The organism is Pseudonocardia oceani (assembly GCF_019263585.2).
Classification (GTDB): Bacteria; Actinomycetota; Actinomycetes; order Mycobacteriales; family Pseudonocardiaceae; genus Pseudonocardia; species Pseudonocardia oceani.
This window is the reverse complement of sequence record NZ_JADQDF010000001.1, coordinates 1,500,214-1,527,169: the sequence shown is the minus strand read 5'-3', so window position 1 is coordinate 1,527,169 and position 26,956 is coordinate 1,500,214. Positions and strand designations below refer to the sequence as shown.

19 protein-coding genes and 2 tRNA genes are annotated in these 26,956 nt (G+C 70.7%); 16 read left to right on the top strand and 5 right to left on the bottom strand.

The features are described from left to right. Nucleotides 1-410 precede the first annotated feature (410 nt). Together I4I82_RS07515 and I4I82_RS07510 are read right to left on the bottom strand one after the other, a co-directional pair. On the bottom strand, nucleotides 411-2,684 hold the full coding sequence (locus I4I82_RS07515) for a DUF1841 family protein (RefSeq protein ID WP_218595567.1): 2,274 nt from the start codon (nucleotides 2,682-2,684) through the stop codon (nucleotides 411-413). Between the two features lie 51 nt (nucleotides 2,685-2,735). Continuing rightward, a complete protein-coding gene (locus I4I82_RS07510) occupies nucleotides 2,736-4,040 on the bottom strand; it encodes an FAD-dependent oxidoreductase (RefSeq protein WP_218593861.1) in 1,305 nt (434 codons plus the stop codon). A gap of 39 nt (nucleotides 4,041-4,079) precedes the next feature. Here I4I82_RS07510 and gltX point away from each other — a divergent pair, with 39 nt between their 5' ends. From gltX to I4I82_RS07495, 3 genes are all read left to right on the top strand, one after another. Continuing rightward, complete coding sequence (gltX, locus tag I4I82_RS07505) at nucleotides 4,080-5,582, top strand: glutamate--tRNA ligase (RefSeq protein WP_218595566.1); 1,503 nt, start codon at nucleotides 4,080-4,082, stop codon at nucleotides 5,580-5,582. Between the two features lie 65 nt (nucleotides 5,583-5,647). Beyond that, a tRNA-Gln gene (locus I4I82_RS07500) sits at nucleotides 5,648-5,719 on the top strand. Nucleotides 5,720-5,772: 53 nt separating this feature from the next. Beyond that, nucleotides 5,773-5,848: transfer RNA gene (locus I4I82_RS07495), tRNA-Glu, on the top strand. Nucleotides 5,849-6,069: 221 nt separating this feature from the next. Here I4I82_RS07495 and I4I82_RS07490 read toward each other — a convergent pair. Together I4I82_RS07490 and I4I82_RS07485 are read right to left on the bottom strand one after the other, a co-directional pair. Next, nucleotides 6,070-7,968 (bottom strand): Hsp70 family protein, encoded by a 1,899-nt coding sequence (locus I4I82_RS07490; RefSeq protein WP_218595565.1) that lies wholly within the window; start codon nucleotides 7,966-7,968, stop codon nucleotides 6,070-6,072. Between the two features lie 89 nt (nucleotides 7,969-8,057). Beyond that, on the bottom strand, nucleotides 8,058-8,759 hold the full coding sequence (locus tag I4I82_RS07485) for an IclR family transcriptional regulator (RefSeq protein ID WP_218594196.1): 702 nt from the start codon (nucleotides 8,757-8,759) through the stop codon (nucleotides 8,058-8,060). Between the two features lie 40 nt (nucleotides 8,760-8,799). On the opposite strand from I4I82_RS07485, the gene leuC reads away from it, so the two are divergent. The 6 genes from leuC (at nucleotide 8,800) to I4I82_RS07455 (ending at nucleotide 14,099) form a co-directional block, all read left to right on the top strand. Further along, nucleotides 8,800-10,212, top strand: coding sequence for a 3-isopropylmalate dehydratase large subunit (gene leuC, locus I4I82_RS07480; RefSeq protein WP_218594197.1), 1,413 nt, complete (start codon nucleotides 8,800-8,802; stop codon nucleotides 10,210-10,212). Beyond that, the gene (leuD, locus tag I4I82_RS07475; protein WP_218594198.1) at nucleotides 10,212-10,799 is read left to right on the top strand and encodes a 3-isopropylmalate dehydratase small subunit; all 588 of its coding nucleotides are present in this window, start codon (nucleotides 10,212-10,214) and stop codon (nucleotides 10,797-10,799) included. The genes leuC and leuD overlap by 1 nt, the downstream gene beginning before the upstream one ends. Nucleotides 10,800-10,886: 87 nt before the next feature. Next, a complete protein-coding gene (locus I4I82_RS07470; RefSeq protein ID WP_218595564.1) occupies nucleotides 10,887-11,519 on the top strand; it encodes an HU family DNA-binding protein in 633 nt (210 codons plus the stop codon). 248 nt (nucleotides 11,520-11,767) lie between these two features. Then, a complete protein-coding gene (locus I4I82_RS07465; RefSeq protein ID WP_218595563.1) occupies nucleotides 11,768-12,430 on the top strand; it encodes a helix-turn-helix transcriptional regulator in 663 nt (220 codons plus the stop codon). Between the two features lie 47 nt (nucleotides 12,431-12,477). After that, complete coding sequence (locus I4I82_RS07460) at nucleotides 12,478-13,233, top strand: arsenate reductase/protein-tyrosine-phosphatase family protein (RefSeq protein ID WP_218595562.1); 756 nt, start codon at nucleotides 12,478-12,480, stop codon at nucleotides 13,231-13,233. Nucleotides 13,234-13,340: 107 nt separating this feature from the next. Beyond that, nucleotides 13,341-14,099 carry a GAF domain-containing protein gene (locus I4I82_RS07455; protein WP_218595561.1) on the top strand — a complete coding sequence of 253 codons (759 nt, stop codon included), beginning with the start codon at nucleotides 13,341-13,343 and terminating at the stop codon, nucleotides 14,097-14,099. A gap of 16 nt (nucleotides 14,100-14,115) precedes the next feature. On the opposite strand, the gene I4I82_RS07450 is transcribed toward I4I82_RS07455, so the two are convergent. Next, entirely contained in the window at nucleotides 14,116-15,603 is a 1,488-nt protein-coding gene (locus I4I82_RS07450) for a sugar transferase (protein ID WP_226369926.1), read from the bottom strand. Between the two features lie 279 nt (nucleotides 15,604-15,882). Between I4I82_RS07450 and I4I82_RS07445 the strand changes: the two genes are divergently transcribed. From I4I82_RS07445 to I4I82_RS07415, 7 genes are all read left to right on the top strand, one after another. After that, on the top strand, nucleotides 15,883-16,917 hold the full coding sequence (locus I4I82_RS07445; RefSeq protein ID WP_226369925.1) for an LCP family protein: 1,035 nt from the start codon (nucleotides 15,883-15,885) through the stop codon (nucleotides 16,915-16,917). Nucleotides 16,918-17,166: 249 nt separating this feature from the next. Beyond that, nucleotides 17,167-18,705, top strand: coding sequence for a tyrosine-protein kinase domain-containing protein (locus I4I82_RS07440; protein ID WP_218595559.1), 1,539 nt, complete (start codon nucleotides 17,167-17,169; stop codon nucleotides 18,703-18,705). Between the two features lie 84 nt (nucleotides 18,706-18,789). Further along, nucleotides 18,790-19,779: a glycosyltransferase gene (locus tag I4I82_RS07435; RefSeq protein WP_218595558.1), complete on the top strand. Its 990-nt coding sequence runs from the start codon at nucleotides 18,790-18,792 to the stop codon at nucleotides 19,777-19,779. Between the two features lie 43 nt (nucleotides 19,780-19,822). Further along, nucleotides 19,823-21,094: a glycosyltransferase gene (locus I4I82_RS07430; protein WP_218595557.1), complete on the top strand. Its 1,272-nt coding sequence runs from the start codon at nucleotides 19,823-19,825 to the stop codon at nucleotides 21,092-21,094. A 61-nt stretch (nucleotides 21,095-21,155) separates the two neighbouring features. Beyond that, nucleotides 21,156-22,337 (top strand): lipopolysaccharide biosynthesis protein, encoded by a 1,182-nt coding sequence (locus tag I4I82_RS07425; RefSeq protein ID WP_218595556.1) that lies wholly within the window; start codon nucleotides 21,156-21,158, stop codon nucleotides 22,335-22,337. A 68-nt stretch (nucleotides 22,338-22,405) separates the two neighbouring features. Beyond that, the gene (locus tag I4I82_RS07420) at nucleotides 22,406-23,755 is read left to right on the top strand and encodes an O-antigen ligase family protein (RefSeq protein ID WP_218595555.1); all 1,350 of its coding nucleotides are present in this window, start codon (nucleotides 22,406-22,408) and stop codon (nucleotides 23,753-23,755) included. A gap of 1,663 nt (nucleotides 23,756-25,418) precedes the next feature. Beyond that, nucleotides 25,419-26,744, top strand: coding sequence for an ISL3-like element ISPfr2 family transposase (locus I4I82_RS07415; protein WP_032401348.1), 1,326 nt, complete (start codon nucleotides 25,419-25,421; stop codon nucleotides 26,742-26,744). Nucleotides 26,745-26,956 lie beyond the last annotated feature (212 nt).

The following is a 26,956-nucleotide window of genomic DNA, read 5'->3' as shown; positions in this document are numbered from 1 at the left end:
ACCGGCCTCGGCGTCGCGCCCGTACTCGCGGTCCTGGCCGTGGTCTACCTGCTGCTCGGGGCGACGGTCGGCGCGCTGCCCGCGCTGCTCGCCGTCGCCGTGGTGTGGGGGCTGGTCAACCACGTCGCGCTGACGCTGCTGGTCAGCAGGCTCGCGGCGGCCGCGCCGGGGGCCCGCGGCGCGGTGCTGGCGCTGAACTCCGGGGCCACCTACGGCGGGGCCGCGGTGGCCGGGCTCGGTGCCGGACCGCTGTACGAGGTGGCCGGCCTGGGATGGGTGGCGGTCGCGGCGGCGGTGGTGGTCGCGCTGGCGGTGCCCGTCGTCCGCCGGCCGGTCGCCCCGGCCCGTGCCGTGCAGCCACACCCCGGGGAGGGAGCGTCGCCGGCATCGTCGGATGACGGTTCGGCGGGTCAGCGCCGTGCCGCGAGCGCGGCGAGCCCCGCGTCGACGTCGCGACGGTCGAAGGCGGCCGGGTCGAAGTACGGCCCGGCCCACTCGACGCGCTCGGCGTGGTCGGGGTGGTCCGGATCGCCCACGGCCGCGAGCAGCTCCGCGTACCCCCACGGACCGCCGCAGTCCTCGGGCGGGCACGCACGCCGTCCCCCCGTGCAGCGGGCCGTGGCCGGCGGACCGGGCTCGACCGCCTCCAGCACGACGTCGTGCTCCCAGCCGTCGCCGAAGTCGTACTCGTACCGGAGCCGGTCGCCGGTGGCGCGGAGCACCTCGTGCAGCCGGACGGTCGCCTCGTCGACCTGCTCGGGCTCGGCGTCCGGGTCCGGCGGTCCGAACAGCCGGTCGCCTGCGACGAACTGGTGCAGGTGCCCGTTCAGCCAGCCCATCGCGACCTGCAGGATGTCGTGCAGCCCGGCGAGCGTCGTGTCGGACGGCACGAGCAGCCGGCGCCAGATCGGTGGCCGGACACCGCGCAGGGCCACCTTGATCCGGTACGTCGACGGCCCGGGCGGCGCGGGCGGCCGCCGCAGCGGCGTGACGGTCGCAGTGGTCGGCTCGTCGAACAGTCCGGGCCCGTCCGGTGCGCGACCCCGCCGACGGCGACCGGACCGGGGCGGCGCGCCGAGCTCCGCGAGGTCGTCGGCGTAGGCCGCGGTGTCGAACGGCTGTTGCCGGGTCAGCGCGGCGTGCACGTGCCGCGTCGCCACGTCGGCGAGCGCGTGCAGCACGTCGTGCCGGTCCGCCCCGGTGGCCAGCAGGCGCTGCGCGGCCGGCCACACGCCGGGCGGATCGCCGTCCCACAGCTGGTTGGCCACGATCTCGTGCATCGCGAGGTGCAGGCGCGGGTTCACGCCGCCTGCGCCGAGCTCGCCTGCCGGGTCGTCGAGGACGTCGGCGTACTCCGGGTGCTCGGCGCGGATCAGCAGCCCGCGCCCGTCGGGATCGCTCGGGTCGAGCTGCACCTGCTCGCCGTCGAGCACGGCCGTGGTGCGCGGCGTCGCGAAGACCCGCCGGGTGACCGCCTCCTGCACCTGTTCGGGCGTCGTGTCGTCGTCGAGCAGCCCGTCGAGCACGGCGTCGGCGAGCCCCGGCGGCAACCCGTCCGGCCCCGGGTCGTCCGGCCCCGGGTAGTCCATGGCCGCGACGATCTCCTCGACGACCTGCTCCAGCTCCCGCTGAGCCACTGCGGGGAGCCCCGCTCGTGGCCCCGCCCATCGCACCCACGCCCGCACGACCTCCGGCATCACCGCCGACACGTTCTCGTCCGGGTCATGCGCGGGCAGCCAGTCGAGCAGCAACAGCTCCACCTTGGCCGGGCCGACCCGCAGCGGGTGCCCGTCGGACTCACAGCCGTGGTCGACGACCAGCCGCGCGCAGGCGGCGACGACCGCCGGATCGAGGTCGAGCGCGCGGGCGGGCGCCGACGCCGTGAACTCCCGCACGATGGCCTCGCGCTCGGCGTCGTCGACGACCGGCGGGGCCACCGGAGGCACGTCGGGGAGCAGCCGCACCCGGGCCATGGCGAGTGCGCGGACGTCGCGGAAGCCCGCGTCGACCGGGGGGTCGGTGGCCCGGTCGGTCGCCGTGAACGCCGGCACCAGCAGCCGGGCCGCCTCCTCGAGGGTCAGTTCGCGGACCCAGACGCCCGGCTCGTCCAGCGACCGGATGTCCGCCAGGGTGCCGGTCGGGTCGTCGGTGACGAACGCGTCCTTGGCGATGCCGCCCATCGCGTGGTCGACGAGCACGATGACGCCGTGCGGAACGCCGTGCTCGACCGCGAGCAGAACGCTGGTCTGGTCGCCGTAGACGTCGCCGTAGCCCCAGGCCCAGCTCACCCGCCTCCCCGCCAGCTCGCCCGCCCAGGCCGGTTCGCCGACACCCTTCGCCGCGAGTGCCTCGGCAGCAGCGGCCGCCGCAGCCCGCTGGCCCGCCGTACCCAGGACCGCGATCGCGCGCAGCAGGCCCAGCGCGGTGGTGGTCCGCTTCCGGCCGGCCATCGCGACCAGGCGCTCGCCGAGCACGACCTCGGGGTCGGCGTCCACCAGGAACACGCCCCACCAGGTGCCCAGCAGCGCCGCGACGCACAGCTCGGCCTGCAGCGCGTCGTCGATCCCGTCGAGGTCCCGCCCTACGTCACGCACGGCCCTGGACAGCATCGCGTCGCCGGTCGGGTCGTCGCGGCGTTCTCGGGCGGCGGGCCCGCGCTTGCGGCCTCCGCTCTCAGGGCTCACGGCGGACACCGTGCCAGACGGCCGCCCACACCGCACGTGCCCCCTCGGGGGTCAGACGCGCGTGGAGGCTCGGCGCGCCCACTCCGGCGCGTGTTCGGGCAGCGGGCCGATCGCGACGAGCCGGGCCGGGATCCCCTGCAGCACCGGGAACCGCTGCGCCATCCGCATCGGGAACGGCAGGCTCGCGAGCGGTGCGGGAGCGAGGCCGCCGTCGTCGGCCATCCCCACCGGCGCGACGGCGGAGTCGGCGGGTGCGGCCATGATCGTCGGCCCGAGCACCGCGCGGTGGGCGATCCGCTGCGCGCCCTGCACGAGCGCCGTCGGCAGCCAGCGCCGCGCCTGCACCCGGCGCAGCACCGAGCGCGGCACGATGCCGCCGCTGCGCAGCGCCGGGGCCAGGATCCGGGCGGCGGCGACGGCGTCGGCCACGGCCAGGTTGATCCCGACGCCCCCGACCGGCGACATCGCGTGCGCGGCGTCGCCGATGAGCAGCAGGCCGTCGCGGTCCCAGCGCCGCAGCCGCTCCAGCTTCACGTCGAGCAGCTTGACGTCCTCCCACGACTCCAGCGCGCCCATCCGGTCGGCCATCCACGGCAGCAGCCCGGCGAACCTCTCGCGCATCAGCTCGATGCCGCCCGCGCGCAGCGTGGTGTCGCTGCCCTTGCGGATGAGGTAGCCGCACTGCCAGTAGTCGCCCCGGTCGATCATCACGCAGAAGTGCCCGGTGGAGAACCGCCCGACGCCGCCGACGGGGTCGGTGTCGCGGCGCGGCAGCCGGAACCACCAGACGTCCATCGGCACGCCGAACGTGCGGGGGCGCAGCCGGGCGGCGGCGCGCACCGCGGAGCCTCGGCCGTCGCAGGCGACGGTGAGGTCGGCGCGCAGCTCGTGCTCGCTGCCGTCGGTGCGGTCGGCGTAGCGGACGCCGGTGATGCGGTCGCCCTCGCGCAGCAGGTCGACGACCTCGGCGTTGCGCCGCAGGGAGAACGCGGGTTCCTCGGCGGCGGAGTCGGCCAGCATGTCGAGGAAGTCCCACTGCGGGACGAGCGCGATGTGCTTGTGCCGCCCGGGGAGCCGGCGCATGTCGGAGAGGACGACGGTGCCGGAGTCGAGCTGGGCGGTGATCCGCTCCAGCAGCCGGTGCGGCACGGCGGCGAAGCGCTCGCCCAGGCCCAGCTCGTCGAGCAGGGTCAGCGTGGACGCGTGCACGGTGTCGCCGCGGAAGTCGCGCAGGAAGTCGGCGTGCTTCTCCAGGACCGTGACCGGCACGCCCGCGCGGGCCATCAGCAGTCCCAGCACCATCCCGGCCGGCCCGCCACCGACGACGAGGCAGGTCGTGCGCGCGCTATTCTTCATGCGTTGAATTTAGCGCGGGTCCGCTAGCCTGGCAACACCATGACTGCGTCCCAGAACTCACCGACCCGGCCGGTCCGCGTCCGCTTCTGCCCGTCCCCGACGGGCACCCCGCACGTCGGGCTCATCCGCACCGCCCTGTTCAACTGGGCCCACGCCCGGCACTCCGGCGGCACGTTCGTGTTCCGCATCGAGGACACCGACGCCAGCCGCGACTCGGTCGAGTCCTACGAGGCCCTGCTCGACGCCCTGCGCTGGCTCGGCCTCGACTGGGACGAGGGCCCCGAGGTCGGCGGCCCGCACGGGCCGTACCGGCAGAGCGAGCGCGGCGACCTCTACGCCGACGCGCTGCGCCGCCTCATCGACGCGGGCGAGGTCTACGAGTCGTACTCCAGGGCCGACGAGATCGAGGCGCGGCACAGGGCGGCCGGGCGCGACCCCAAGCTCGGATACGACAACGCCGACCGCGACCTCACCGACGCCCAGCGCGATGCCTACCGCGCCGAGGGCCGTGCGCCCGTCTACCGGCTGCGCATGCCCGACCGCGACATCACCTTCACCGACCTCGTCCGCGGCGACGTCACGTTCCGCGTCGGCACGGTCCCCGACTTCGTGCTCGCCCGCGGCGACGGCAGCCCGCTCTACCCGCTGACCAACCCGCTCGACGACGCGCTCATGGGCATCACCGACGTGCTGCGGGGCGAGGACCTGCTCTCCTCGACGCCCCGCCAGATCGCGCTGCTCGAGGCGCTGCAGCGCGTCGGCATCGGCGACGGCCCCCTGCGCTACGGGCACCTCCCGCTCGTCACCGGGGAGGGCAACCGCAAGCTCTCCAAGCGCGATCCGGAATCGAACCTGTTCCTCTACCGCGAGCGCGGTTTCGTGCCCGAGGGGCTGCTCAACTACCTGGCGCTGCTGGGCTGGTCCATCGGCGACGACCGCGACGTGTTCACGATGGCGGAGATGGTCGACGCATTCGAGATCGGGCGCGTCTCCGGCAATTCCGCGCGATTCGACCTGAAGAAGGCCGAGGCCATCAACGCCGCACACCTGCGGGCGCTGCCGGTCGAGGAGTTCGCCCGCCGCGTGCAGCCCTACCTCGCCGAGCAGGACGTGACGATCGACACCGACGCCGACCGCGCGGTGCTCGCCGCCGCGGCGCCGCTGGTGCAGGAGCGCAGCATCGTCCTCTCCGACGCGGCGCGGATGCTGCGGTTCCTGTTCGTCGACGGGAAGGACTTCGCGCTCGACGAGGAGGCGGCCGCCAAGAACCTCGGCGCCGACGCCGTCCCGGTGCTCGAGGCGGCCCTGACCGGCCTCGATGCCCTCCAGGACTGGTCGACCGCGGCCATCGAGGAGTCCCTCAAGGCCACCCTGATCGACGGTCTGGGACTCAAGCCGCGCAAGGCGTTCGCCCCCGTGCGGGTGGCCGTCAGCGGCCGCACGGTGTCGCCGCCGCTGTACGAGTCCATGGAACTGCTGGGCCGCGAGCGGTCCCTCGCCCGACTGAGGGGCGGTGTGGAGCGCGCGGGAGGGGTCGGCTAGAGTACTCAGCGCAGGGCACGGACACCGGGTTCGCACCGACTGGAACCCGAGTGATCGTGAGCCCTTGGGGTATGGTGTAATTGGCAACACAGCTGTTTCTGGTACAGCCATTCTAGGTTCGAGTCCTGGTACCCCAGCGGAAACACCGGAGAAGTGCCCGGTAAGGTTCCAGAAGTACAGATCCACCTAGGGCCCCGTCGTCTAGCGGCCTAGGACGCCGCCCTCTCAAGGCGGTAGCGCGGGTTCAAATCCCGTCGGGGCTACCACGCACGAAACCCTCTCGCTCCGCACGTCGGAGTCGGGAGGGTTTCTGCGTTTGCGGGGGTGGTCGGCGCGGGGCCGGTGATCGTCGGGAGTGTGACCTCACGGTCCTGGCGGCGGCCGCCACGGTGCGGTTCCGGTGATCACGCGCTGGTGATGGTCGGGAGTGCGACGTCAGGGCCGTACGGACAACCGTGACGTCACACTCCTGTGTCGACGAGCGGGCTCAGGCGGCGGGCAGGGCGTTCCGCTGGCCCTCGGGGGGCGGCGGCTCGACGGCCGTCGTCGTGGGGGGCGGGGGCTCCGTCGTGGTGGTGGTGGACGGCGGGGGCTCCGTCGTCACCGGCGGCGGCTCCACCACCGGCGTGGTGGGAGCGACCGTCGTCGGGTCGGGACGGCGGGTCGGCGCCACCGGGGCGGGGCGGTCCTCCTCCACCGGCGCCTCCGTCGACTCCACCGGCGTCGGCGTGCCCAGCACCTCCGACGACACCGGCGGCAGGACCGGCACCGTCGACGACGGGTCGGTGTTGGCCGTGGGCGTCGGGGTGGGGGTCGGCATGAGGAACACCGTGGCGACGACGCCGAGCGCCGCGGCCAGGCCGCCGACCGACACGAGGAACGCCCCGCCGCGGCGCCGGGGCGGCTCGGGGCGGTCGTAGTCGTCCTCGCGGTACTCGGTGACCTCGAGGCCCATCGGCGGGCGGACCGGGTACGCCGACATCTGTCCCGAGCCGGGCATCGAGCCGGGCATCGCCGCACCGGGCGGCATCGGGCGCTGCGGCGGCACGACCTGCGTCGCCCTCTCCCCGGCCACCCGCTGCGGGGGGACGCCGGGCGGCCGGAAGCCCGCCGACGCCACCGGTCCGGCCGTCGGCCCGGCCGACGCCGTTCCGGCGCCCGCGGCGAGCCCGAGCCCGAGCCCGGCCGCGGCGGCCGTACCGCCGGGGCCGGCCGCCCACTGCGACCCGGTCGACCGGGAACCGCCCGTGCGGGCGCCCACGGGCGCCGACGAGCCGGCCCGTGGCGCGGGGACGTGCGGGCCGGTGCCGGCGAGCGCGACCGGGTCGAGCGAGAGCGCGGCACCCATCGCGATGGCGTTCTTCGGGTCGGCGTCGACCGCGACCGGGCGCCCCAGCTGCTCCGACACGAGCTGCGCCACCAGCGGGATCCGCGACGAGCCACCCACCAGCAGCACGGCGGTGAGCTGGTCGGGCGTCGTCCCGGCGGAGGCGACGGCGCGGCGCAGCGCCGACACCGTGTCCTCCAGCTGAGGGCGGATCAAGGCCTCGAACTCGCTGCGGTGCAGCCGCACCGAGCCCTGCGACCCGGGCAGCAGCACCGGGATCGACACCTCGGTGTCGCTGCTCAGCGCCTCCTTGGCCTCCGAGCACTCCCGGCGCACGGCGGCGACGGCGGAGAGGACCGAGGGGTCGGTGTCGTCGAGCCCGGCGAACGCCTCGGGCATGGCCGCGCGGACGTGGTCGAACACGACCTGGTCGAAGTCGACGCCGCCGAGCCGCTCGATGCCCTCGGGGCGGCCGACGGTGCCGAAGCCCTGCGGGCCCTTGTGCACGACGGCGGCGTCGAACGTGCCGCCGCCGAGGTCGTAGACGGCGATCGTCGAGCCGGGCTCGAGGCGCTCGGCCGACGCGTAGTGCAGCGCCGCCGCCTGGGGCTCGGCCAGGAACGACACCTGCATGCCCAGCCCGGCCAGCGCGCTGCCGAGGAGCTCCTTCTTCAGCGGACCCCAGGACGCGGGGTGCGTGACGGCGATCCGGGCGGCGGGGCCGCCCTCTCGCTCGGCCACCCGGTCGACGGCCCACCGCACGACGCGCGCGGAGAGCTCCTGCGGCGACCACGGCACCCCGGCGACGACGAGCGGCGTGGGGTCGCCGATGCGGCGCTTGAACTCGCGCACGACGCGGGCCGGGTCGGTCAGCGCGCGGCGCTCGGCCGCCTCGCCGACCAGGACCGAGCCGTCGGCGCCGGCGTAGAAGACGGAGGGGACGGAGCTGGACCGGTCGCCGAGGTTGACGATCTCGATCTCGCCGGGCCGTGCGCCCGGGTGACCGACGGCGGCAGACGTCCTCGTCGTACCCAGATCGATCCCGAGCAAGTAGGTCATCGTCTCCCGTTCCCGCCGCCGATCCTCACCCTGCGTGCAATCGCGTCACGGTATCGGGCCGCCGATGACCCTTTCGGGCGGGTCTGTCGTCACAGGCGGTGCTGCAGGGCCTCCGCCGCCGCCAGCAGGTCGGCGGCCCAGCGGACGCCCGGTCGGCGGCCGATGCGGTCGACGGGCCCGGACACCGACACCGCGGCGACGACGTGCCCGCTCCCGTCGCGCACCGGCGCCGACACGCTCGCCACGCCGGCCTCGCGCTCCGCGACGCTCTGCGCCCACCCGCGCCTGCGGACGTCGAGCAGGACCCGCTCGGTGAACGTGGCGTCGCCCAGCACGGCGCGCTGCACGGCCGGCTCGGCCCACGCCGCGAGCACCTTGGCCCCGGACCCGGCCGTCATCGGCAGCCGCGAGCCGACGGGGACGGTGTCACGCAGCCCGCTCGCCGGCTCGGCGGTGGCGACGCAGACGCGCTGCGTGCCGTCGCGGCGGTAGAGCTGCACGCTCTCACCGGTGATGTCGCGCAGGCGAGGGAGCACGGCCGCGGCGGCCTCCAGGAGCGGGTCGGCCCCGCCCGCGGCCAGCTCGGCCAGCGCGGGCCCGGGGCGCCAGCGGCCGTCGGATCCGCGGTGGAGCAGACCGTGCACCTCCAGCCCCACGGCGAGCCGGTGCGCGGTGGCGCGCGGCAGGCCCGTGCGCTGGCACAGCTCGGCCAGACCGCAGGGCTCGGTGGCCACGGCGCGGAGCACACCCACGGCCTTGTCGAGCACGCCGATCCCGCTATGCTGTCTCACACCGCGATACTAACGTCCCAACAGCTGGGAGAAGCAACTGATGGCGCCGCGCACACTGGCCGAGAAGGTGTGGGACCTGCACCTCGTCCGCGAGGGCGAGGGCAACGAGCCCGACCTCCTCTACATCGACCTGCACCTCGTGCACGAGGTCACCAGTCCGCAGGCGTTCGACGGCCTGCGCCTCGCCGGGCGGCCGGTCCGGCGTACGGACCTCACGCTGGCCACCGAGGACCACAACGTCCCCACCACCGACGTCGACCTGCCGATCGCCGACCCGGTGTCGCGCACGCAGGTCGAGACGCTGCGCAAGAACTGCGCCGAGTTCGGCGTGCCGCTCTACCCGATGAACCACGCCGAGCAGGGCATCGTCCACGTCGTCGGCCCGCAGCTCGGGCTCACGCAGCCGGGCACCACGGTCGTCTGCGGCGACAGCCACACCTCCACGCACGGCGCGTTCGGCGCGATGGCGTTCGGGATCGGCACGTCCGAGGTCGAGCACGTGCTGGCCACGCAGACGCTGCCGCTCAAGCGGTTCAAGACCATGTCGATCACGGTGAACAGCGCCGACGGCACGCTGCGCCCGGGCGTCACCAGCAAGGATGTCGTGCTGGCGATCATCGCTCAGATCGGCACCGGCGGCGGGCAGGGCTACGTGCTCGAGTACCGCGGCAACGTCATCGACAACCTCTCCATGGAGGGGCGCATGACGATCTGCAACATGTCGATCGAGGCGGGCGCGCGCGCCGGCATGATCGCCCCGGACGAGACCACGTTCGCCTACCTGCAGGGGCGCGACCGCGCGCCGAAGGGCGCCGAGTGGGACGAGGCCGTGGCGGCGTGGCGCGAGCTGCGCACCGACGACGACGCCGTCTTCGACGCCGAGGTGGAGATCGACGGCGACGCGCTCACCCCGTTCGTCACCTGGGGCACCAACCCCGGCCAGGGCCTCCCGCTGGGCGAGAACGTGCCCGACCCGGCCCGGATCGTCGACGAGAACGAGCGCGTCTCCGCGGAGAAGGCGCTGACCTACATGGGCCTGACGGCCGGCCAGCCGCTGCGCGAGGTCGCCGTCGACACCGTCTTCGTGGGCTCCTGCACCAACGGCCGCATCGAGGACCTGCGCGCGGCCGCCGACGTCATCCGCGGGCGCAAGGTCGCCGACGGCGTCCGGATGCTGGTCGTCCCGGGCTCGATGCGCGTGCGGTTCCAGGCGGAGGAGGAGGGACTGAACGAGGTCTTCACCGAGGCCGGCGCCGAGTGGCGCTCCGCGGGCTGCTCGATGTGCCTGGGCATGAACCCCGACCAGCTCGCGCCGGGCGAGCGCAGCGCGTCGACGTCCAACCGCAACTTCGAGGGCCGTCAGGGCAAGGGCGGCCGCACCCACCTGGTGTCCCCGCTCGTGGCCGCGGCCACGGCCGTGCGCGGCACCCTGAGCAGCCCCGAGGACCTCTGATGGACGCCTTCTCCACGCACACCGGCATCGGCGTTCCCCTGCGCCGCTCGAACGTCGACACCGACCAGATCATCCCGGCCGTCTACCTCAAGCGCGTCACGCGCACGGGGTTCGAGGACGGGCTGTTCTCGGCCTGGCGCAACGACCCGTCGTTCATCCTCAACCAGGAGCCGTTCGACCGCGGCTCGGTGCTGGTGGCGGGATCGGACTTCGGCACCGGCTCCTCGCGCGAGCACGCGGTGTGGGCGCTGATGAACTACGGCTTCCGCGTCGTCATCTCCTCGCGGTTCGCCGACATCTTCCGCGGCAACTCGGCGAAGGCCGGGCTGCTCGCGGCGGAGGTCGCGCAACCCGACGTCGAGCTGCTGTGGAAGCTCTTGGAGAACCAGCCCGGCACCGAGATCACCGTCGACCTCACCGAGAAGACGGTGCAGGCGGCCGACCTCACGGTGGCGTTCCAGATCGACGACTACACCCGCTGGCGCCTGCTGGAGGGCCTCGACGACATCGGCCTGACGCTGCGCCACGCCGAGGACATCACGGCGTTCGAGGCGTCGCGCCCGGCCCGGATGCCCGTCACGAGCTGACCGCACGGGGCGGATCCGTTGCCGCGCAACGGATCCGCCCCGCGTGTCCCTGGTGCACGGCCCTGACCAGCGGCTACGGTCACGCCCATGAACAAGACGCAGCTCGTGGACGCGCTCGCGGCCCGCATCGGCGACCGGCGGACCGCGGCCACCGCGGTCGACGGCCTGCTGGACACCATCGTCGAGACCGTCGGCTCCGGCGATTCGGTCTCCATCACCGGTTTCGGGGTCTTCGAGCCCCGCGCCCGCGCCGCGCGGGTGGCCCGCAACCCGCGCACGGGGGAGACGGTGGAGGTCGCCGCCACCACCGTGCCCGCCTTCCGTCCCGGCACCGGGTTCCGCGCGGCCGTCGGCGGTGGCGCGGCTCCCGCCCCCCGCGCCACCCCGGCCCGCCGCCGGACGGCGGCCGCGCCCGTCGTCGAGGCGCCGGCGGTGGAGGCTCCCGCTGTGGAGGCCCCGGCCGCGAAGCCCACCCGCAAGGCGGCGAAGGCGAGGGCCTCGTTCTCGGCGGTGGCGGAGCCGGCGGCCCCGAAGGCGGCAGCGCCCAAGGCCGCGAAGAAGGCGGCGCCGAAGGCCAAGGCCGAGAAGGCCGCCACCCCGGCCGTGGAGGCGAAGGCCGCCCCGAAGGCCGCTCCGAAGGCGAAGGCGGCGCCCAAGGCGAAGGCGGCCGTGGCCGAGGCGCCCGCGGCGAAGCCGAAGAAGGCGAAGGCGAAGAAGTAGGTCCCGCTCGCACACAGGCCGCGGGGCCCGGTGACGAAGGCCACGCCGGTCGGGCCGAGCAGGCCGAGCAGGCCGAGCACGCCGCTGACGAGCCCGGACGGGTGACGGCCGGAACGGAGCGTCGTGCGCGGTCCGTCACGTGGGCGGACGCGCTGTTAACGGAGTCCGTTCGGCGGACGAAGACCTCCTCGAAGCTCGACCGTCGCTCCCCGGGGGTTCAGTCCGTCATGCCAGTGGATAACGCACGCGTGCGTCTGTCCGTGCTCGGCCCGTCCGACCTGCTCGTCACCGCGCTCGTGGCCGGCCTGCGCTCCAGCCGCGTCGAGACGGGACGCATGCCCCTGCACGAGATCGGCACCGACCGGAGCGTAGACCAGAGCGACGAGCCGCGGCTGCTGATCGTCGACGTCGACCTCCACCCGCGGGCCGACGTCGTGGTCCGCGCCGTCGAGGCCGGCATGACCGTGCTGGCGATCGGGTCGGTGGCGCACCGCGAGCGGGCGGCCGCGGCGATCGTCGCCGGTGCGGTCGGGTGGATCGCGAAGACGTCGTCGATCGACGTGCTGGCCGACGCGGTGCGCGAGACGGCCGCCGGCCGGGCCCTGCTGACCGAGCAGGCCCGTGCCGCGTGGCAGGCGGAGTACCTGCTGGCGCGCGATTCGGTGCGCGCGGAGCTCGACCGGCTCGGGCAGCTGAGCCCGCGCGAGCGCGAGGTCCTGCACCTGCTGGCCGACGGGCGGCGGGCCGCCGAGATCGCGGAGCTGCTCTACGTCTCGATCACCACGGTGCGCTCGCACATCCGGTCGGTCCTGGCCAAGCTGGGCGTGAACTCGCAGCAGACCGCCGCGGAGGTCTACCGCGAGATCCAGCGGCGCGTCGGCCGCGCACCCGGTGCGGAGCCGGTGCGATGACTCTCGCTCCCGTGCGTCCGGTCGCCCCGGCGGGGAGACTGGACGTCGTGAACCGGCACCAGGCACCCGACGGACCGGACTCCGTGTTCCGGTTGCTGTTCGTGTGCACCGGCAACATCTGCCGCTCGCCGTTCGCCGAGATCCTGACGCGGCACCTGCTGATCGGCCGGCTCGGCGGGCGCGAGGCGGCCACGATCGAGGTGAGCAGCGCGGGGGTCAGCGCCGTGCCCCACGGCCGGATGCACGACGACACGCGCGACGAGCTGTCGCCGTGGGGGCTGGACCGGCAGGTCGCGGGGCGGTTCGTGGCCCGGCAGCTGCGGTCGCCGATGATCGATCAGGCCGACCTCATCCTCGGCGCCACGCCGCGGCACCGCTCGGCGGTGGTCGAGCGCAACCCGGCCGGGCTGGCGAAGACGTTCGGGCTGCGGGAGTTCGCGCGCCTGGCGCGGGCGGTCGACGTGTCCGCGCTCCCCGAGCAGCCGGGCCCGCGCGCGCGGGCGCTGGTGGAGCTGGCCCGCCGTCAGCGTGGCCTGCTGCCGCCGGTGGAGCCCGAGGACGACCGTATCCCCGACCCGATGGGGGGCACCGTCGAGGACCACCACCACGCGACGGTCCTCATCCGCGAGGCCGTGTCGCTGCTCGTCGACGTCGTCGCGCCGCCGCGTCCGGCGATCGGCCCGGTGCGCCGGCCCGCCGCCCCGCCGCCACGCGCCCCGCTGTCACCCCGCCGTCCGCTGCCCCCGCAGGCCGCGCCACGGTGGCTGCCCCCGGCCGGGTCGGCGCCCCGTCAGAGCGGATGAGGCCGTACGGCCCAGCAGCGTTCGGCCACCGCGGGCCCGCCCGGTGCCCGTGATCTACTCGCCCGACGGTGGCGACGTCGTCCTTCCCGCCGTGGAGGTTGTGCCAGGTGCCAGCGTTCGTCGAGATCGAGCACGCCATCGCGCGCCGGCCCGTGACGGGGCTCGACCCCCTGCTGTTCCTCGGCGACGCCGCGGAGCGGATCGCTGGGGCGCTCGACGCCCGCGGCGTGGTCCTGGTGGTCCCGTCTTCGGGCTGGGTGCGGGGCTCGGACGACGTCGCCACGCTCGTCGGTGAGGTGCAGCACCGCGACGGCCACGGTCCCGTGTCCACCGCGGCGCGCACCGGGCGCCCGGTGCTGACCCACGACCTCACCCGCATCGGTCCTCCGGCCCTGGCGGCGATCGCCGGCGAGGAGGGCCTCGCGGCGGCGGCGACCACCGCGCTGGCCGTCGACGGGCGGGTCGTGGCCGTCCTGCAGGTCCTGGGTCACCCCGGCCGGCCGCCGGCGCAGTCCGCGCTCGACGCGCTCGGCGGCGTGCTCGAGGTGGTCGCTGCCCGCATCGTCGACCTGCTCGAGCTCGGCCGACGGCGTCAGGCCGACGAGCCCGCCGCAGCCGCTCCCGTGGAGGACCGGACCCGGGCCCTGCCGGTCACGCCGGCGGTGTCCGTCGACATCCCGCGGCCCGCGACGCCGGTGGGTTCCGAGCGCCTGCGCGTGGTGCGTCCGGAGCCGGAGCACGGCGAGGAGCCGGCGTCCGAGCCGCGGTTCGTGCGGGAGCTCCTCGGCGCCGCCGAGCCGGAGCTCGTCACCGAGGAGCTCCGCGCGGTGGGTGGCGTTCCCCTGCCGCGGCACCGCGCCCGCTGAGGCGCCCGATCCCGGCTCAGTAGGCCCCGCGGCTGCCGAACACGGCGCCGACGGTCTTCCACGCGATCTCGGCGTCGAGGGCCAGCGACCAGTTCTCGACGTAGCGCAGGTCGAGACGCACGCTCTCCGACCACGACAGGTCGCTGCGCCCGCTCACCTGCCACAGACCTGTCATCCCGGGGCGCACGAGCAGGCGACGGCGGGCGTCGTCCCCGTAGGCGGCGACCTCCCGGGCCAGCGGCGGCCGCGGGCCGACGAGCGACATCGAGCCGGCGAGCACGTTGAACAGCTGGGGCAGCTCGTCGAGGGAGTAGCGGCGCAGCACGGCGCCGACGCGCGTGATCCGCGGGTCGTGCCGCATCTTGAACAGCGGCCCGGCGCCGTCGTTGCGCGCAGCCAGGGCGGCCACGCGCCGGTCGGCGTCGACGACCATCGAGCGGAACTTGACCATCCGGAACGTCCGGCCGTTGACGCCCACCCGCTCCTGGCGGAACAGCGCGGGACCGCCGTCGCTGCGCACGGCGAACGCGATCGCGAGCAGGACCGGCGCGCTGACGGCCAGCAGGACCCCGGCACCGACCCGGTCGATGGTCTGCTTGAGCAGCCAGCGCCCGCCGGTGAACGTGGGCTGGCTCAGCCGCAGCAGCGGCAGCCCGTCGATGGGGGCGATGTGCAGGCGGGGACCGGCGATCTCCATGAGCCCGGGATCGACGGCCAGCTCCACGCCGGTGCCCTCGAGCCGCCAGGCGAGCTCGCGCAGCCGGCCGGGGCCCCAGCCCGGCGCGGGGGCGACGGCGACGACCCGGTGCGCGCCGCGCCCGGCGATGCCCGCGACGGCGTCGAGGTCGCCCAGCACGGGCACGTCCTCGACGGCGGCGACGGTGGTCCCCTGCGGCACGCAGGCGCCGACGACGTCCCAGCCGAAGTAGGGGTCGCGGCGGGTGCGGCGGACGAGGTCGGCCACGGCGTCGACGCTGCCGACGGCGAGCACGGGACGCATGCAGCGGCCGGCGTGGCGCTCCGCGTGCAGCCGCTTCCGTGCGGCGTAGCGCCCGAGCAGGCACAGCGCACCGGCGCCGGGCATGGCCAGGAAGACCCAGGGCCGCACCGACTCGACGTCGAGCCCGAGCCCGACGAGGCCCAGCGCCGCGGCCGAGCCGAACACGGCCTGGTAGACGCGGCGCAGCTCGGACGAGCCGACGTGCAGCACGAGCGGGTCCCAGGCCCGGACGACGGCGAGGCCGAGGGCGAGCAGCAGACCGGCCGCGACACCGGTGCCGATCAGCGCGCGCACCCCGTCGACGGTCTCGGGCCGGGCGAGGGCGATGCCGACCACGACGCTGACGACGATGCTCGCGACGTCGGAGACCACCACGGCCCGCGCGTAGCGGCGCGGCCACGTGACGCCGGCCGGGACCGTCCGGCGCGTCCCGCCCCCGGTCCGGGGCGCCGGGACGACCGCGCGCACCGGGCCGGTGCCGTGGATGTCGGACTGCGTGCTCACGTGGGAGTGCTCCTCGTTCGTGCCGTGCGTCCGGCGCCCCATGAGCGCCGTCACTCCGGCCGTCGTGCGCACCCACCGTGATCGTTACGGTCCGTCACGAGATGGGCCCGAGACCTCATCAACATTGATGACGGCCCCCCGGACGCTCGTAACGCCCTCACCGGAAGTCATGAAGTACGGAGTGAGCGCGACTGTCGTCGTGCTCGGTCGGGATGTCGGGGACGGGGAATGGACGAGCGAGGAACGCGCGGCGGCGCAGGCACGATCGAAGGCGACACCGTGAGGATCACGGTCGTCGGCGCGCCCGTACCGCGGCGTCGGCGGGGCCGCCGGATCGCCGCCGTGCTGGGGGCGGTGGTGCTCCTGCTGGTGCTCGTCGTGGCCGGCACGGTCTACGCGCTGTCGGAGAGCCTGGGCAACAACGTCGACCGCGTGCCGGGCGCCTTCGCCGGACTGGACGAGTCGACCCGCCCGGTGGCCAGCGACGCCGTCACATTCTTGCTGGTCGGTACCGACACCCGCTCCGACGCCCCCACGACCGGCGAGGACGCGGGCGGGGGAGTGGGCGGCGACCGCAGCGACGTGCTGATGCTCGCCCGCGTGGACCCGTCGCGGGAGAGCGCCTCGGTGGTCTCGATCCCGCGGGACAGCTGGGTGGACATCCCCGGGTACGGGATGAACAAGGCCAACGCGGCCTACGCCTTCGGCGGCCCGAGCCTGCTCATCGAGACGGTCGAGAACCTCACGCAGATCCGCGTCGACCACTTCGGCGTCATCGACTTCGCCGGCTTCGAGTCGATGATCGACGCGGTCGGCGGCATCGACGTCTCGATCTCGGAGGCGACGAGCAACGACGGCGTGGAGTTCCGGCAGGGCCTCAACCACCTCGACGGCGCCTCGGCCCTCGCGTTCGTCCGCCAGCGGTACGACCTGGCCGACGGCGACTTGGACCGCGCCCAGCGCCAGCAGGCCGTGCTGCGCGCGCTACTGAGCAAGGCCGCCTCGGGATCGACGTTCAGCAACCCCGCGGCCTTCTACACCCTGCTCGACGCCGCCACCCGCTCCGTCGGGGTCGACGACACCCTCAGCAACGGCGGCCTGCGCTCCCTCGCGCTGGAGATGACGGGCCTGCGCCCGTCGGCGGTCACCTTTGTGCGCGCCCCTGTGGCGGGTCTGGGACGCGAGGGCGACCAGTCGGTGGTGTACCTGAACCAGCACCAATCAGCGCTTCTGTGGAAGTCCGTTGATGACGGTCGCATCGTCGAGTACATCGGACGGCATCCGGCTGATGCGCTCGGAGCGGTGACCCGGTGAAAGATCGACATGACGCATTGAATTCCCGGCATCGATGAAGGGCAGCCCGCTTGGTGGCGCAGGTGATGGCACCCCCGCGTAAGCGATCGAGCGTCGCGCGGGTATGCATGGGCATCGGCAGCACGTCACGGGTACCGCAGGATGGAGTCGGGGGCAGTGGAACGGCATGCAGCAGCCACAACCTGAGCTACCGGTCTCGGAGGATCTCGTCGTGCAACGGGACTTGGACCGGACGGGGCGCGGATCCCGATGAGGGCGACCGACATCCTCCGCACCCTCCGTGAGCGCTGGCTCATCGTCGTGATCTCGGTTCTGGTCGCTACTGCTGCGGCTGCAGCCGCAAGTCTGATCAGACCGGCCGACTACACCGCGGGCATCTCGATGTACGTGTTCTCGCAAGGCAGTGACTCTGCCAGCGCCGCCTATCAGGCAGCGCAGCTGTCGGAGCAGCGAGTGACGTCTTACGTCGAACTCGTCGGTAGTCGGAGAGTGAGCGAAGACGTGATCGCGCGGCTCGGCCTGAATATCGAGCCCGAGGAGCTGGCAAGTCGGATCACCGCGTCGAGCTCGGTGAACTCCGTGTTGATCAAGGTGGAGGTGGAAGACCATTCGCCGCAGCTAGCGGCAGAGCTCGCCAACACCGTCGGGGCTGTCTTCGCGGATCTCGTAGAGGAGGTGGAACGCCCGACCACTCCGGGTACGGCCGCGCTCATCGCGGTGAGGGTCGTTCAAGAAGCTGCTGTACCAACATCTCCCTCCTCGCCCGGCCTCTCGGCCGCGATCACACTCGGCCTGCTGGCGGGACTGGCCGTGGGGGTCGGGTCTGCATTCGCCCGGGATGCGCTCGACAACTCGATCAGGTCGATCGAGCAACTGCGTACCACGACGGATGCGCCGAACCTCGGAGTACTCGCCTACGACTCACGTGTTCCGAAGATGCCGTTAACCGTCCACGACGATCCTCAGTCCGCGCGTGCCGAGGCGTTCCGCCAGCTCAGGAACAATCTGCAGTTCATCGACCTCGACAATCCGTGCAAAATCATCGTCGTAACCAGTGCAATGCCGGCCGAAGGGAAGACGACGACGCTGGTCAATCTCGCCATTGCACTCTCCTCGGCGAACTCCCGGGTCCTTGTGATCGAGGGTGATCTGCGGCGGCCGAAACTCTCCGACCTCCTGGCGCTCGACCGGACGAGCGGCCTGTCGACGGTCCTCGTCGGCCGGACCAGCCTGGACCAGGTGATCCAGCCGTGGGGCGGAGCCTTCGACCTGTTGGCGAGCGGTCCGCTTCCGCCGAACCCGAGCGAGCTGTTGGCATCCCGCCAGATGAGGCTGTTGCTGGAGAGCCTGCGTGGCAAGTACGACGTCGTCCTGATCGACGCGCCTCCGCTCCTCCCCGTAGCCGACGCTGCTGCGGTCGCTCCGGTGACCGATGGCGCGATCCTGATCTGTCGCCACGGCAGTACCACCACCACCCAGCTCGCCCGGGCGGCGGAGTCCTTGCGATCCGTCAACTCGCGAGTACTGGGAACGGTGTTGACCATGGCGCCTCGCAACGGTCCGTATTCGTACGGGCGGTACAACTCGCTCTACCGAACAGAGACGAGATCTAGAGACGAACGTATTGGCGACGGCCCGATGAGCGTGCGGCCGGCGATGCGGCCCACGTGGACCGAGCCGAGGGAACTTGGTCCGGGTCGCGCTGCCGGTCCGGCGTCGTCGGATCGTTTCGCAGACCGGACGGGGCGCATGCAACGCGTCGAGCGCGACGGTCCGAACCGGGGCTAGCGCCGCCCGTTCCTGAACCGAGAGAGCCAGATGACCTCCTCATCAACTAGTCCGTCCGTCTCGCCGACGGCACTGCAACTCGCTGTGATCATCACGTATCGCTCGGTCGATGTGATCGGAGCCTTGGCCTCCAGCTGTGACGAATGGTTGCGAGAGCACTCGAACGCTCGGCTGGTCGTACTGGACAACAGCTCCTGTCAGGAGACGATCGATGCCGTACGGTCGGCGACCCAGGAAAACCGCGACCAGGTCATCGCGGCCGTGAACGGCAGTAACACAGGATTCGCGCCGGCTGTGAACGCCGCCGTCGAGCAGGCCGCGGCTCGATGGGGTCGACCCGGCACGGTGATGCTCCTGAATCCCGATGTGATGACGGACGTCGAGGTACTCAGCCATGTCCCTGGTCTGCTGAATGACCCCACCATCGGAGTAGCAGCGCCCCTGTTGCTCGAAGCTGAAGGACACCATGCCGACCGCGGTGTAGCCCGGAGGTTCTGGAACCGCCGCCTGCTCTTCGCCGAGATCGTCGGCGCGCCTCGAATGGCTGCGCTGTTCGCCAGTCGGCCACGCAACTTCGCGGTTCGACGAGGGACGGGACTCGTCGACGTGGACATCACGTCAGGAGCGTTCATGGCCATTCGAGCCGAGGTGTTCGGAGCGGGCCTGGACACGAGATTGCCGATGTACCTGGAAGACCAGGAGGTCTGTCATCGGGCTGCGCAGAAGGGCCTGAGGGTCGTGGTGGACCAGGATGTCGTTGCTCGACATGTCGGCGGGGCAAGCAGGCAGAGCAACACCGCTATGACGAGGCAGCTCCGCATGATGGAGCTCGCCAGTGCGCCATGTCTTTCCTTGAACGACACCGCCGGACACAGCATCTCGCAACTGCGCGTGCTCGTGGGGGTCGCAGGCGGCATCCGGCTGATGACGGCCGGCGCGGTGAGGTGCACGATCGGTGCGATGTCAGCTCGGGCGAGGCGCTGGGCACGGGATCAGATGGTGCTCGGCGGATGGTTCGTCCGATGGGCGCGAGACCGCAGTGGGGTGGACGGGGCTGCATTGTGGAGAGGGTGAACCGTGCCCTTCGACGAGAACTCGCGGCATTCGGGGAGGCGCGATGCGCGTCCTTCTGGTGAGCAAGTTCCTCCATCACGTCGGAGGGGTCGAGACGTACGTGCGGTGGCTGGCAGAGACCATGCAGGCCGCGGGCCACCAGGTGGCTCTGCTCGGGATGAGACCTCCTGACGGACACGATCCGATGGACTTCGGCGAAGCGCCGTTGTACCTGACTCCGACCCGTCAGTTCGTCGCCGCGTCATCACGGATGCGGGTCCGCAGCGCGATGAGCAGTATCTACTCGCGTGCGGCGGGTGCGACCATGAAACGTGCTCTGTCGGAGTTCTCTCCGACCGTGATCCACTACCACGGGACGTGTTACCAGCTCACGAGTTCGGTCGTCACCGCCGCAGCCGCGAGCGGTGCTGGCCGGGTGATGACCGCGCACGAGTACAAGCTCGTATGTGCGAATCAGCGGCTCTGGGATGATGCGGCCAGCAGAATCTGCACGCGATGCCTGGGAGCGAGCACCGCGCAGAAGTTCTCCGAACCGGTCAAGGCATCGTGCATCAAGTCGAGCCGTGCTGCGTCGGCGATCGGCGGAGCCGAAGCAGTGCTGAGTCGTCAGGTGTGGCAGCGAGCTCGGGACGTGGCGATCCACGCTCCATCGAAGTTCATGCTCTCTACCCTTGTCGACGACGGCTGGTCGGCCGGGCGGATCCGGGTCATCGACCTTCCATGGTCGCCGGGGGGTGCCCTCATGACGCGGGCGCGGGAGCACTTCCTGTACATGGGTCGGCTCGCTGCCGAGAAGGACGTACTCACTCTGATCAAGGGCTGGCACCTCGCCCGGGATCGGACGGGAATGCGCCGGTTGCTCGTCGCAGGCGACGGAACGGAGGCCCAGCAACTCCGCGACTGGGTCAGGTCGAACAAGGTCGAAAGGGTTAAGTTCCTCGGTCGGCTGGACGCTGCCGGAATAGCGGAGTCGCTGGCCGGGGCCATAGCGACCGTCCATCCGGCTGCCTGGTTCGAGAACAGCCCCTTTGCGGTGCGCGAGAGCATTTCAGCCGGGGTTCCAGCCGTCGTCGCCGACGTCGGGGGCATGCCCGAACTCGTGCGGGACGGCCTTACGGGCCACACCGTTGCCCACGGAGTGCAGAGTTGGGCTGACGCATTCGCCGAAGCGGTACACGGGGCGGCTTGGGTTCCTGAGCCAGGCCAGGGCGTCCGTGCGGCTGCAGACACCTATGCGATGACCGGTCCAGCGCACCTCGATGAACTGCTCGATCTCTACGGGACGGCGTACGCCTGGGCGAACGATGGCGCCTGAGCATTCGAGCGCACGGAGGCAGTTCCTCGCCCTTGCATCGGCACGGCTCGTCTCTTCCGCTGTGCAGGCGATCGTCGGCGTCGGCCTGGCTCGCGCCGTCGTTCCGACCGAGTACGGAGTGGTCGCAGCCGTCGCCGGAGCGGTGTTGTTGTGGTTCATCATCTGCGACGTCGGTGTCTCGAGCTGCCTCGGGCGCCTGCGCGCCGTCTCCTCGAAGGCTGATGTGGAGTCGGCACTCTTCGTCAATCTTGCCTGCGCCATCGGCGGGGCGGCCCTCGCAATCGTCGTCGTCACCGTCCTTGCGTTGCCGCACTCGGCGGAACTCGCAGTAGCGCTGGTCCTCATTGTGCTCGCGCAGGCGCTCGACAAGAACATCGATGGTGCGCTCGCCATACCGATCGCGGATGGCGAACTGCGGTTTCCGTCGGCTTCGGCTCTCCTCCGACGAGTCATCACCGCCGTGACGTTCTTCGGGCTGCTACTCGTCGGGCTCGACCCGTTGATCGCTTATGGGACCGGAGTCGCGCTCGGGCCGGCCGCCGGCCAGATCCAGATGTGGCGGAAGCTTTCGTCAATGGGTCTCCGGAGGCATCACGGGGGCCGGGCCGGATGGATTCTCCGCTCGTCCGCGCCGTTCGCACTCAACGACGTCGCGATCCAGTCGCGCAACGTCGACGTATCGCTCGTCGCGGTCAGCGCAGGTCCTGGTGTCGCCGGCTTGTACGCCGCCGCAGCCAAGCTCACCGCACCTTTCCAACTCGTCACTTCCACGCTGGCGGGCGTGATCCTGCCGAGGGCAGCCCGAGCGGAGCGAGGCGTCATCAGAAGGGGCGCGGTGGTCATCATGGCCGGCGCCCTGATCATGATGGTCCCGATGGCGTTCATCGCCTGGTACGCGGAGCCCCTCGTCGTACTGGTGCTGGGTACCACGTACGCCGCTGCCGGACCTGCCTTTGCGCTGCTGGTACTGGCACTGCCCTCCGTCGGAGCGGGCGCACCGCTTGCTTCGATGCTGCAGGGTCTCGGGCAGGAGCGGTTGGTCGCGGTGCACAGCGCAGTGTTCGCTGTGCTCATCCTGGCCGCAGTCGCCCTGGGCTCGATCGCTGGAGCTACCGGCGCCGCCGCTGGATTCGCTGTGACTACGGTCGTGAAGACCGCGAGCTTGGCGGCCATCGTCCTGCTCTCTGGTGACCGACGCCGGCAAGTGGCTGAGCACGCTGATCGCCTGGGTGCGAAACCGTGATGGCGAGCCGTCGAGCAGGAGTTCTAGCAGGCATCGGTATACCCGCCCTGACCGCTTTCGTCGTCGCCGTGCTCCTCGTCCGCGGCGCCCACCGGATCGGGGTGCTCGGATCTGCTGCCGCCCTTGTCGTACTGAGCCTGTTCGTGCTCATGGCGACCAAGGTTCCGGCACGCTTCCTGCCCGCTGTCGCTCTCGTGCTCTACGTGCTGGTCCCTCAACAGGCGGTCGGCTACCTGTACGGGGTCTCCGCGGGAACCGGCGTCCTGGCGATATGGGTGGTCCGCCGTCTCTTCCGCGCGAGCTCGGACGTCACGCGAGCGTCCTCCGGCAGCGTTTGGTTGTTCGCAGCAAGAGCCGGCGCGGTGAGCGTCAGCGTGTGGGCGGCGGTCCTCTTCGTGGCCGCTCCGCCTGCCGTGCCGAACCCACTGGCCCGCGACTGGCTAGTGAGTTTCACTCTCTCGATCGTGATCGTTCTGCTAGTGCGCGATGTGCACGACGAGGCCCGTGCAGTGATGGCGGTACTGCGATGGCTCACCATTCTTCTTGCTGTCGCGATGCTTATCGAGTTCGTTGCATCGGCAAACTTGTTGTACGAACCGCTGTACTCCGCTGTTGGCAGGCCTTCATTCGTTGCAGGATCGGCGTATCGAGCACACGGATCGTTCGGCCACCCTCTCTACGCCGCCACATTCTTCGCTACGTCACTTGGAGGTGCATTCGCGCAGTGGTTCAGCGGGCACGCCAATTCACGGTTATGGCTCGTCGCCGCTCTGGTCGGCCTTCTGACCACGCTTTCACGGGGTGGTCTTGCAGCGGCAGTAGCGGCAGTAGCGGTGGTACTCGCGGTCGGAGCGACAGCGATCCCGTATGTGACCCGCTCGGCAAAGTACGTCCGGGCAGTGGCCCTCGGTGTCGGTGCTGCTGCGGCAATGCTTGGTGCAGGTGTACTGCAGGGACGGATCGGTACCGAGGAAGCGACCACCTCCACCCAAGTCCGCTCGGACATTGTTCCTTACGTGCTGAAGTTGGCGGTGGACTCTGACTATCTGGGTTGGGGGCCTGCGGCTGCGGATAAGCTGATGATCTCCTTGAGTGGCGGCGCTTACCCGTTGGAGAACTCGTACTTACAAGTCTTGGTCAGCCTCGGACTCCCGGGCCTTGCCGGTCTTGTTCTCCTGTTCGTGAGTCTGGCGGTGCACGCCCGAAAGGTGCGAAACCTCACGGGTCTCGCAATGCTGTGCGCGTTCTCGGTGGCAATTGCTGGCTATAACGCTATCGAAACACTTCTTCCGCTGCACGCGCTCCTAGGTGTGATCTCGATCGTGTGCATTGGCAGTGCTGGCGATGATCCTAAGGGTAGCGCTGATAAGGCAGAGGCCCCCGTTCAAGGTCGCGTTAGCGAGCACCTGAACCAGTGAACTCCGACTTAGATCGCTGTGTTCATCGTTTCCTGAAAGTGAATCCAGCTCGCGTGTCCAAGGTGCCGGGTGGTTCGTTAGCGACCTACTACCGTTGCTCACATCGAGGCTAAGACGGCCGCCGCTGTCACATCGCGCCAGACGGCTGACGCAGTCAGCGCGTCGGACATAGACGAGTTCAGCATTGATGTAGCCACGGTGATGCAAATCAGGCAGGCAGGCATGTAGTTTGTGATGGGGGGCTCTTGATCAGGTGATCGCTCGTGACCAGTCCGTGCCAGAGCATTATTTGCTTAATGTGACGGTACGCGGCTGTGCGAATGAGAGTCGGGACTAATGCTGCCCTGTCAGCGAGGGTCTCACATCTTTCCGACCCACTCCGGAGCGGGGACAGAGCTCGGGTCGACAAGATACTGCACAAAAGGCAGTACGACGATCGACAACCCGGCGATTACCTGCAGCGCAGCCGGCAGTATGAGCGTCCTGTTCAGTCTGCGTCTACTACTCCGACTGGAGTCTAATGCATACATCGCAACAACTAGAACCGGGAGGCAGGCGAGTAGAGGTATCTCACGGTACTTGGGAAGGGCGTAGCTCGAAGCAGTCGAAACTATAATAGATAGATAAATCGCGGCACCAAGAATCCATGCATGCTGCACTAGAGTGTTGACTGCGAGAATTCGCAGCACGACAAAGACGGATGCTCCACCTCCAAATGCCATAAGGACTAGGATAGGAGAGCGGTCGATCACACCGCCAGTTGCTGCGATAATTCGCCACGGCCAACCGCCCATGCGGTTGGGAAACTCGTACGTGCTAGTCCAGAATACCGCCGGAGACGAGCAGAATATGCCGCTTACGATAGCGCCAATGATAGTCAAGCGGTCTTTTGGTATTCTCTGCCACGCGGCCAACACAAGGGGCGTCGCAAAAAAGGCCCAGAGGAAGAACCCAATCGGCAATCCGAGCGGCTCAATTCTGCTAGCATTCGCTTCTCGAGCTGACGGAGGTGTCGATCCGCCCCAGATGGCCATCAGAGAGAGAAGGGACCCGCAGGCGGGCAGCACCATTATGGCAGCCATAGCTGCTCGCCTAAGCGGAGGGAGCTGTATAGACAGTGCTGCCGCCACCCCCGCCGCGGCAATTAGCCATACTGCTGTCTGTCGCACGGTGCACGCCGCAGCGATTATGGCTCCGCATGCGCATGCGATCAGCCAAATTCGGTCAGATTGCTGCGGAAGTTGTACTAGGAGCGAGAGGGCAAGAGTCGAGAGCGCTAAGGTCAGCGTGTCGGTCGTCATCCAGAGTGTGCTTTGGAGTACGTATGGGCTAGCGAATACGGCAGTCATGACGAGAATTCGGGGCAGCGGTTCGATGCTGCGGAGGATGATGACGAGTACGCCTGCCAGCAAGGCCCAGCAGAAGATGCCCATCACGAGCTGCGTGGCAGCCATCGAGGCTCCAATGCTGGCAGGTATCGCAGCCAGCAGGTGGTAAACCGGTCCGGTGGCAGTTCGCATTTCGGCAATATCTGGCAATGGCAGTTCATTAGCGGCTCTTCCCAGATGAGGGTGTAGGTCGGCCGGGCGCGTCGGTCCGCAGATAGACGTCGAGGTCTCCCGACGATGGAGGTTCCTACGCCATCCATCCGAAAGACCTCGACGTGTCCGACGCTACCCCGCCGGCCGGCTTCGGCCGCCCTGACCTGACCGCCTTCGCTCGACTCGACGGCCTCGGTCTGAGCGTGACCGGGCAACGACTTGAACCGGATCGTGCGGTCCTCGCGTGCCGCGTGGTGGAACCAGATCAGTGGTGCCGACGGTGCGGCAGCGAAGGCGCTGCTCGTGACACCGTGATCCGGCGGTTGGCCCACGAGCCGCTGGGCTGGCGACCGACCGTGCTGGAAGTTGTAGTGCGCCGCTACCGCTGTGCCGACTGCGGACACGTGTGGCGCCAAGACACCAGCGCCGCGGCGGAGCCACGCGCGAAGCTCTCGCGCACCGGGTTGCGGTGGGCGCTGGAAGGGATCGTGGTCGCACACCTCACCGTCGCCCGTGTCGCCGAGGGACTCGGGGTCGCGTGGGACACCGCCAACAACGCGGTCCTGGCCGAAGGCAATCGGCTGCTGATCAACGACCCCACGCGGTTCGAGGGCGTGAAGGTCATTGGCGTCGATGAGCACGTCTGGCGCCACACCAGGCGTGGCGACAAGTACGTCACCGTGATCATCGACCTCACCCCGGTCCGCGATGGCGCCGGCCCAGCAAGGCTGCTGGACATGGTCGAGGGCCGGTCGAAGGCGGCGTTCAAGACCTGGCTCGCCGACCGCGACGACGCCTTCCGTGACGCGGTCGAGGTGGTCGCGATGGACGGCTTCACCGGGTTCAAGACCGCCGCTGCAGAGGAGATCCCGGACGCGGTCACGGTGATGGATCCCTTCCACGTCGTGCGCTTGGCCGGTGACGCCCTCGACAGGTGCCGGCGCCGGGTCCAACTCGCGATCCACGGGCACCGTGGGTTCAGGGACGACCCGCTCTACAAGTCGCGGCGCACGCTGCACACCGGCGCGGACCTGCTCACCGACAAGCAGAGCGACAGGCTACGCGCGCTGTTCGTTGATGACGCTCACGTCGAGGTCGAGGCGACCTGGGGTGTCTACCAGCGCATGATCGCCGCCTATCGCCACGAGGACCGGCAACGTGGCCGCGAGCTCATGGAGAAGCTGATCACCGACCTCAGCGCCGGCGTCCCCAAGGTGCTCACCGAGCTCACCACCCTGGGCCGGACCCTGAAGAAGCGAGCCGCTGACGTGCTCGCCTACTTCGAACGACCCGGCACCAGCAACGGGCCGACCGAGGCGCTCAACGGACGGCTCGAACACCTGCGCGGCTCCGCACTCGGGTTCCGCAACCTGACCAACTACATCGCCCGAAGCCTGCTCGAGACCGGCGGCTTCAGACCCCAACTCCTACACCCCCGATTGGGATGAGCCTCATTAGCGAGTTTGGCAATCGTAGGCCAATGGAAAATCTCTTGATCAAACCAGCCAGATGTCACCTTCACGGGCCAGAAGGCACAGAGCGCGATCGAAAGTGCGCCAATTGTAGTAGCAATAAGCCATTCAATGATTAGGCATAGCTGGGGCGCAGAAAGGTGGCGTGGCGCTCTCCCTGCTGTAGACGAAAGGAAAGAGCTCACAAG

Coding starts and splice junctions, on each gene's coding strand:
- I4I82_RS07470 (WP_218595564.1), top strand. CDS start 10,887: ATGAACAAGACGCAGCTCGTGGACGCGCTCGCGGCCCGCATCGGCGAC.
- leuD (WP_218594198.1), top strand. CDS start 10,212: ATGGACGCCTTCTCCACGCACACCGGCATCGGCGTTCCCCTGCGCCGC.
- I4I82_RS07440 (WP_218595559.1), top strand. CDS start 17,167: ATGAGGGCGACCGACATCCTCCGCACCCTCCGTGAGCGCTGGCTCATC.
- leuC (WP_218594197.1), top strand. CDS start 8,800: ATGGCGCCGCGCACACTGGCCGAGAAGGTGTGGGACCTGCACCTCGTC.
- I4I82_RS07490 (WP_218595565.1), bottom strand. CDS start 7,968: ATGACCTACTTGCTCGGGATCGATCTGGGTACGACGAGGACGTCTGCC.
- gltX (WP_218595566.1), top strand. CDS start 4,080: ATGACTGCGTCCCAGAACTCACCGACCCGGCCGGTCCGCGTCCGCTTC.
- I4I82_RS07510 (WP_218593861.1), bottom strand. CDS start 4,040: ATGAAGAATAGCGCGCGCACGACCTGCCTCGTCGTCGGTGGCGGGCCG.
- I4I82_RS07430 (WP_218595557.1), top strand. CDS start 19,823: ATGCGCGTCCTTCTGGTGAGCAAGTTCCTCCATCACGTCGGAGGGGTC.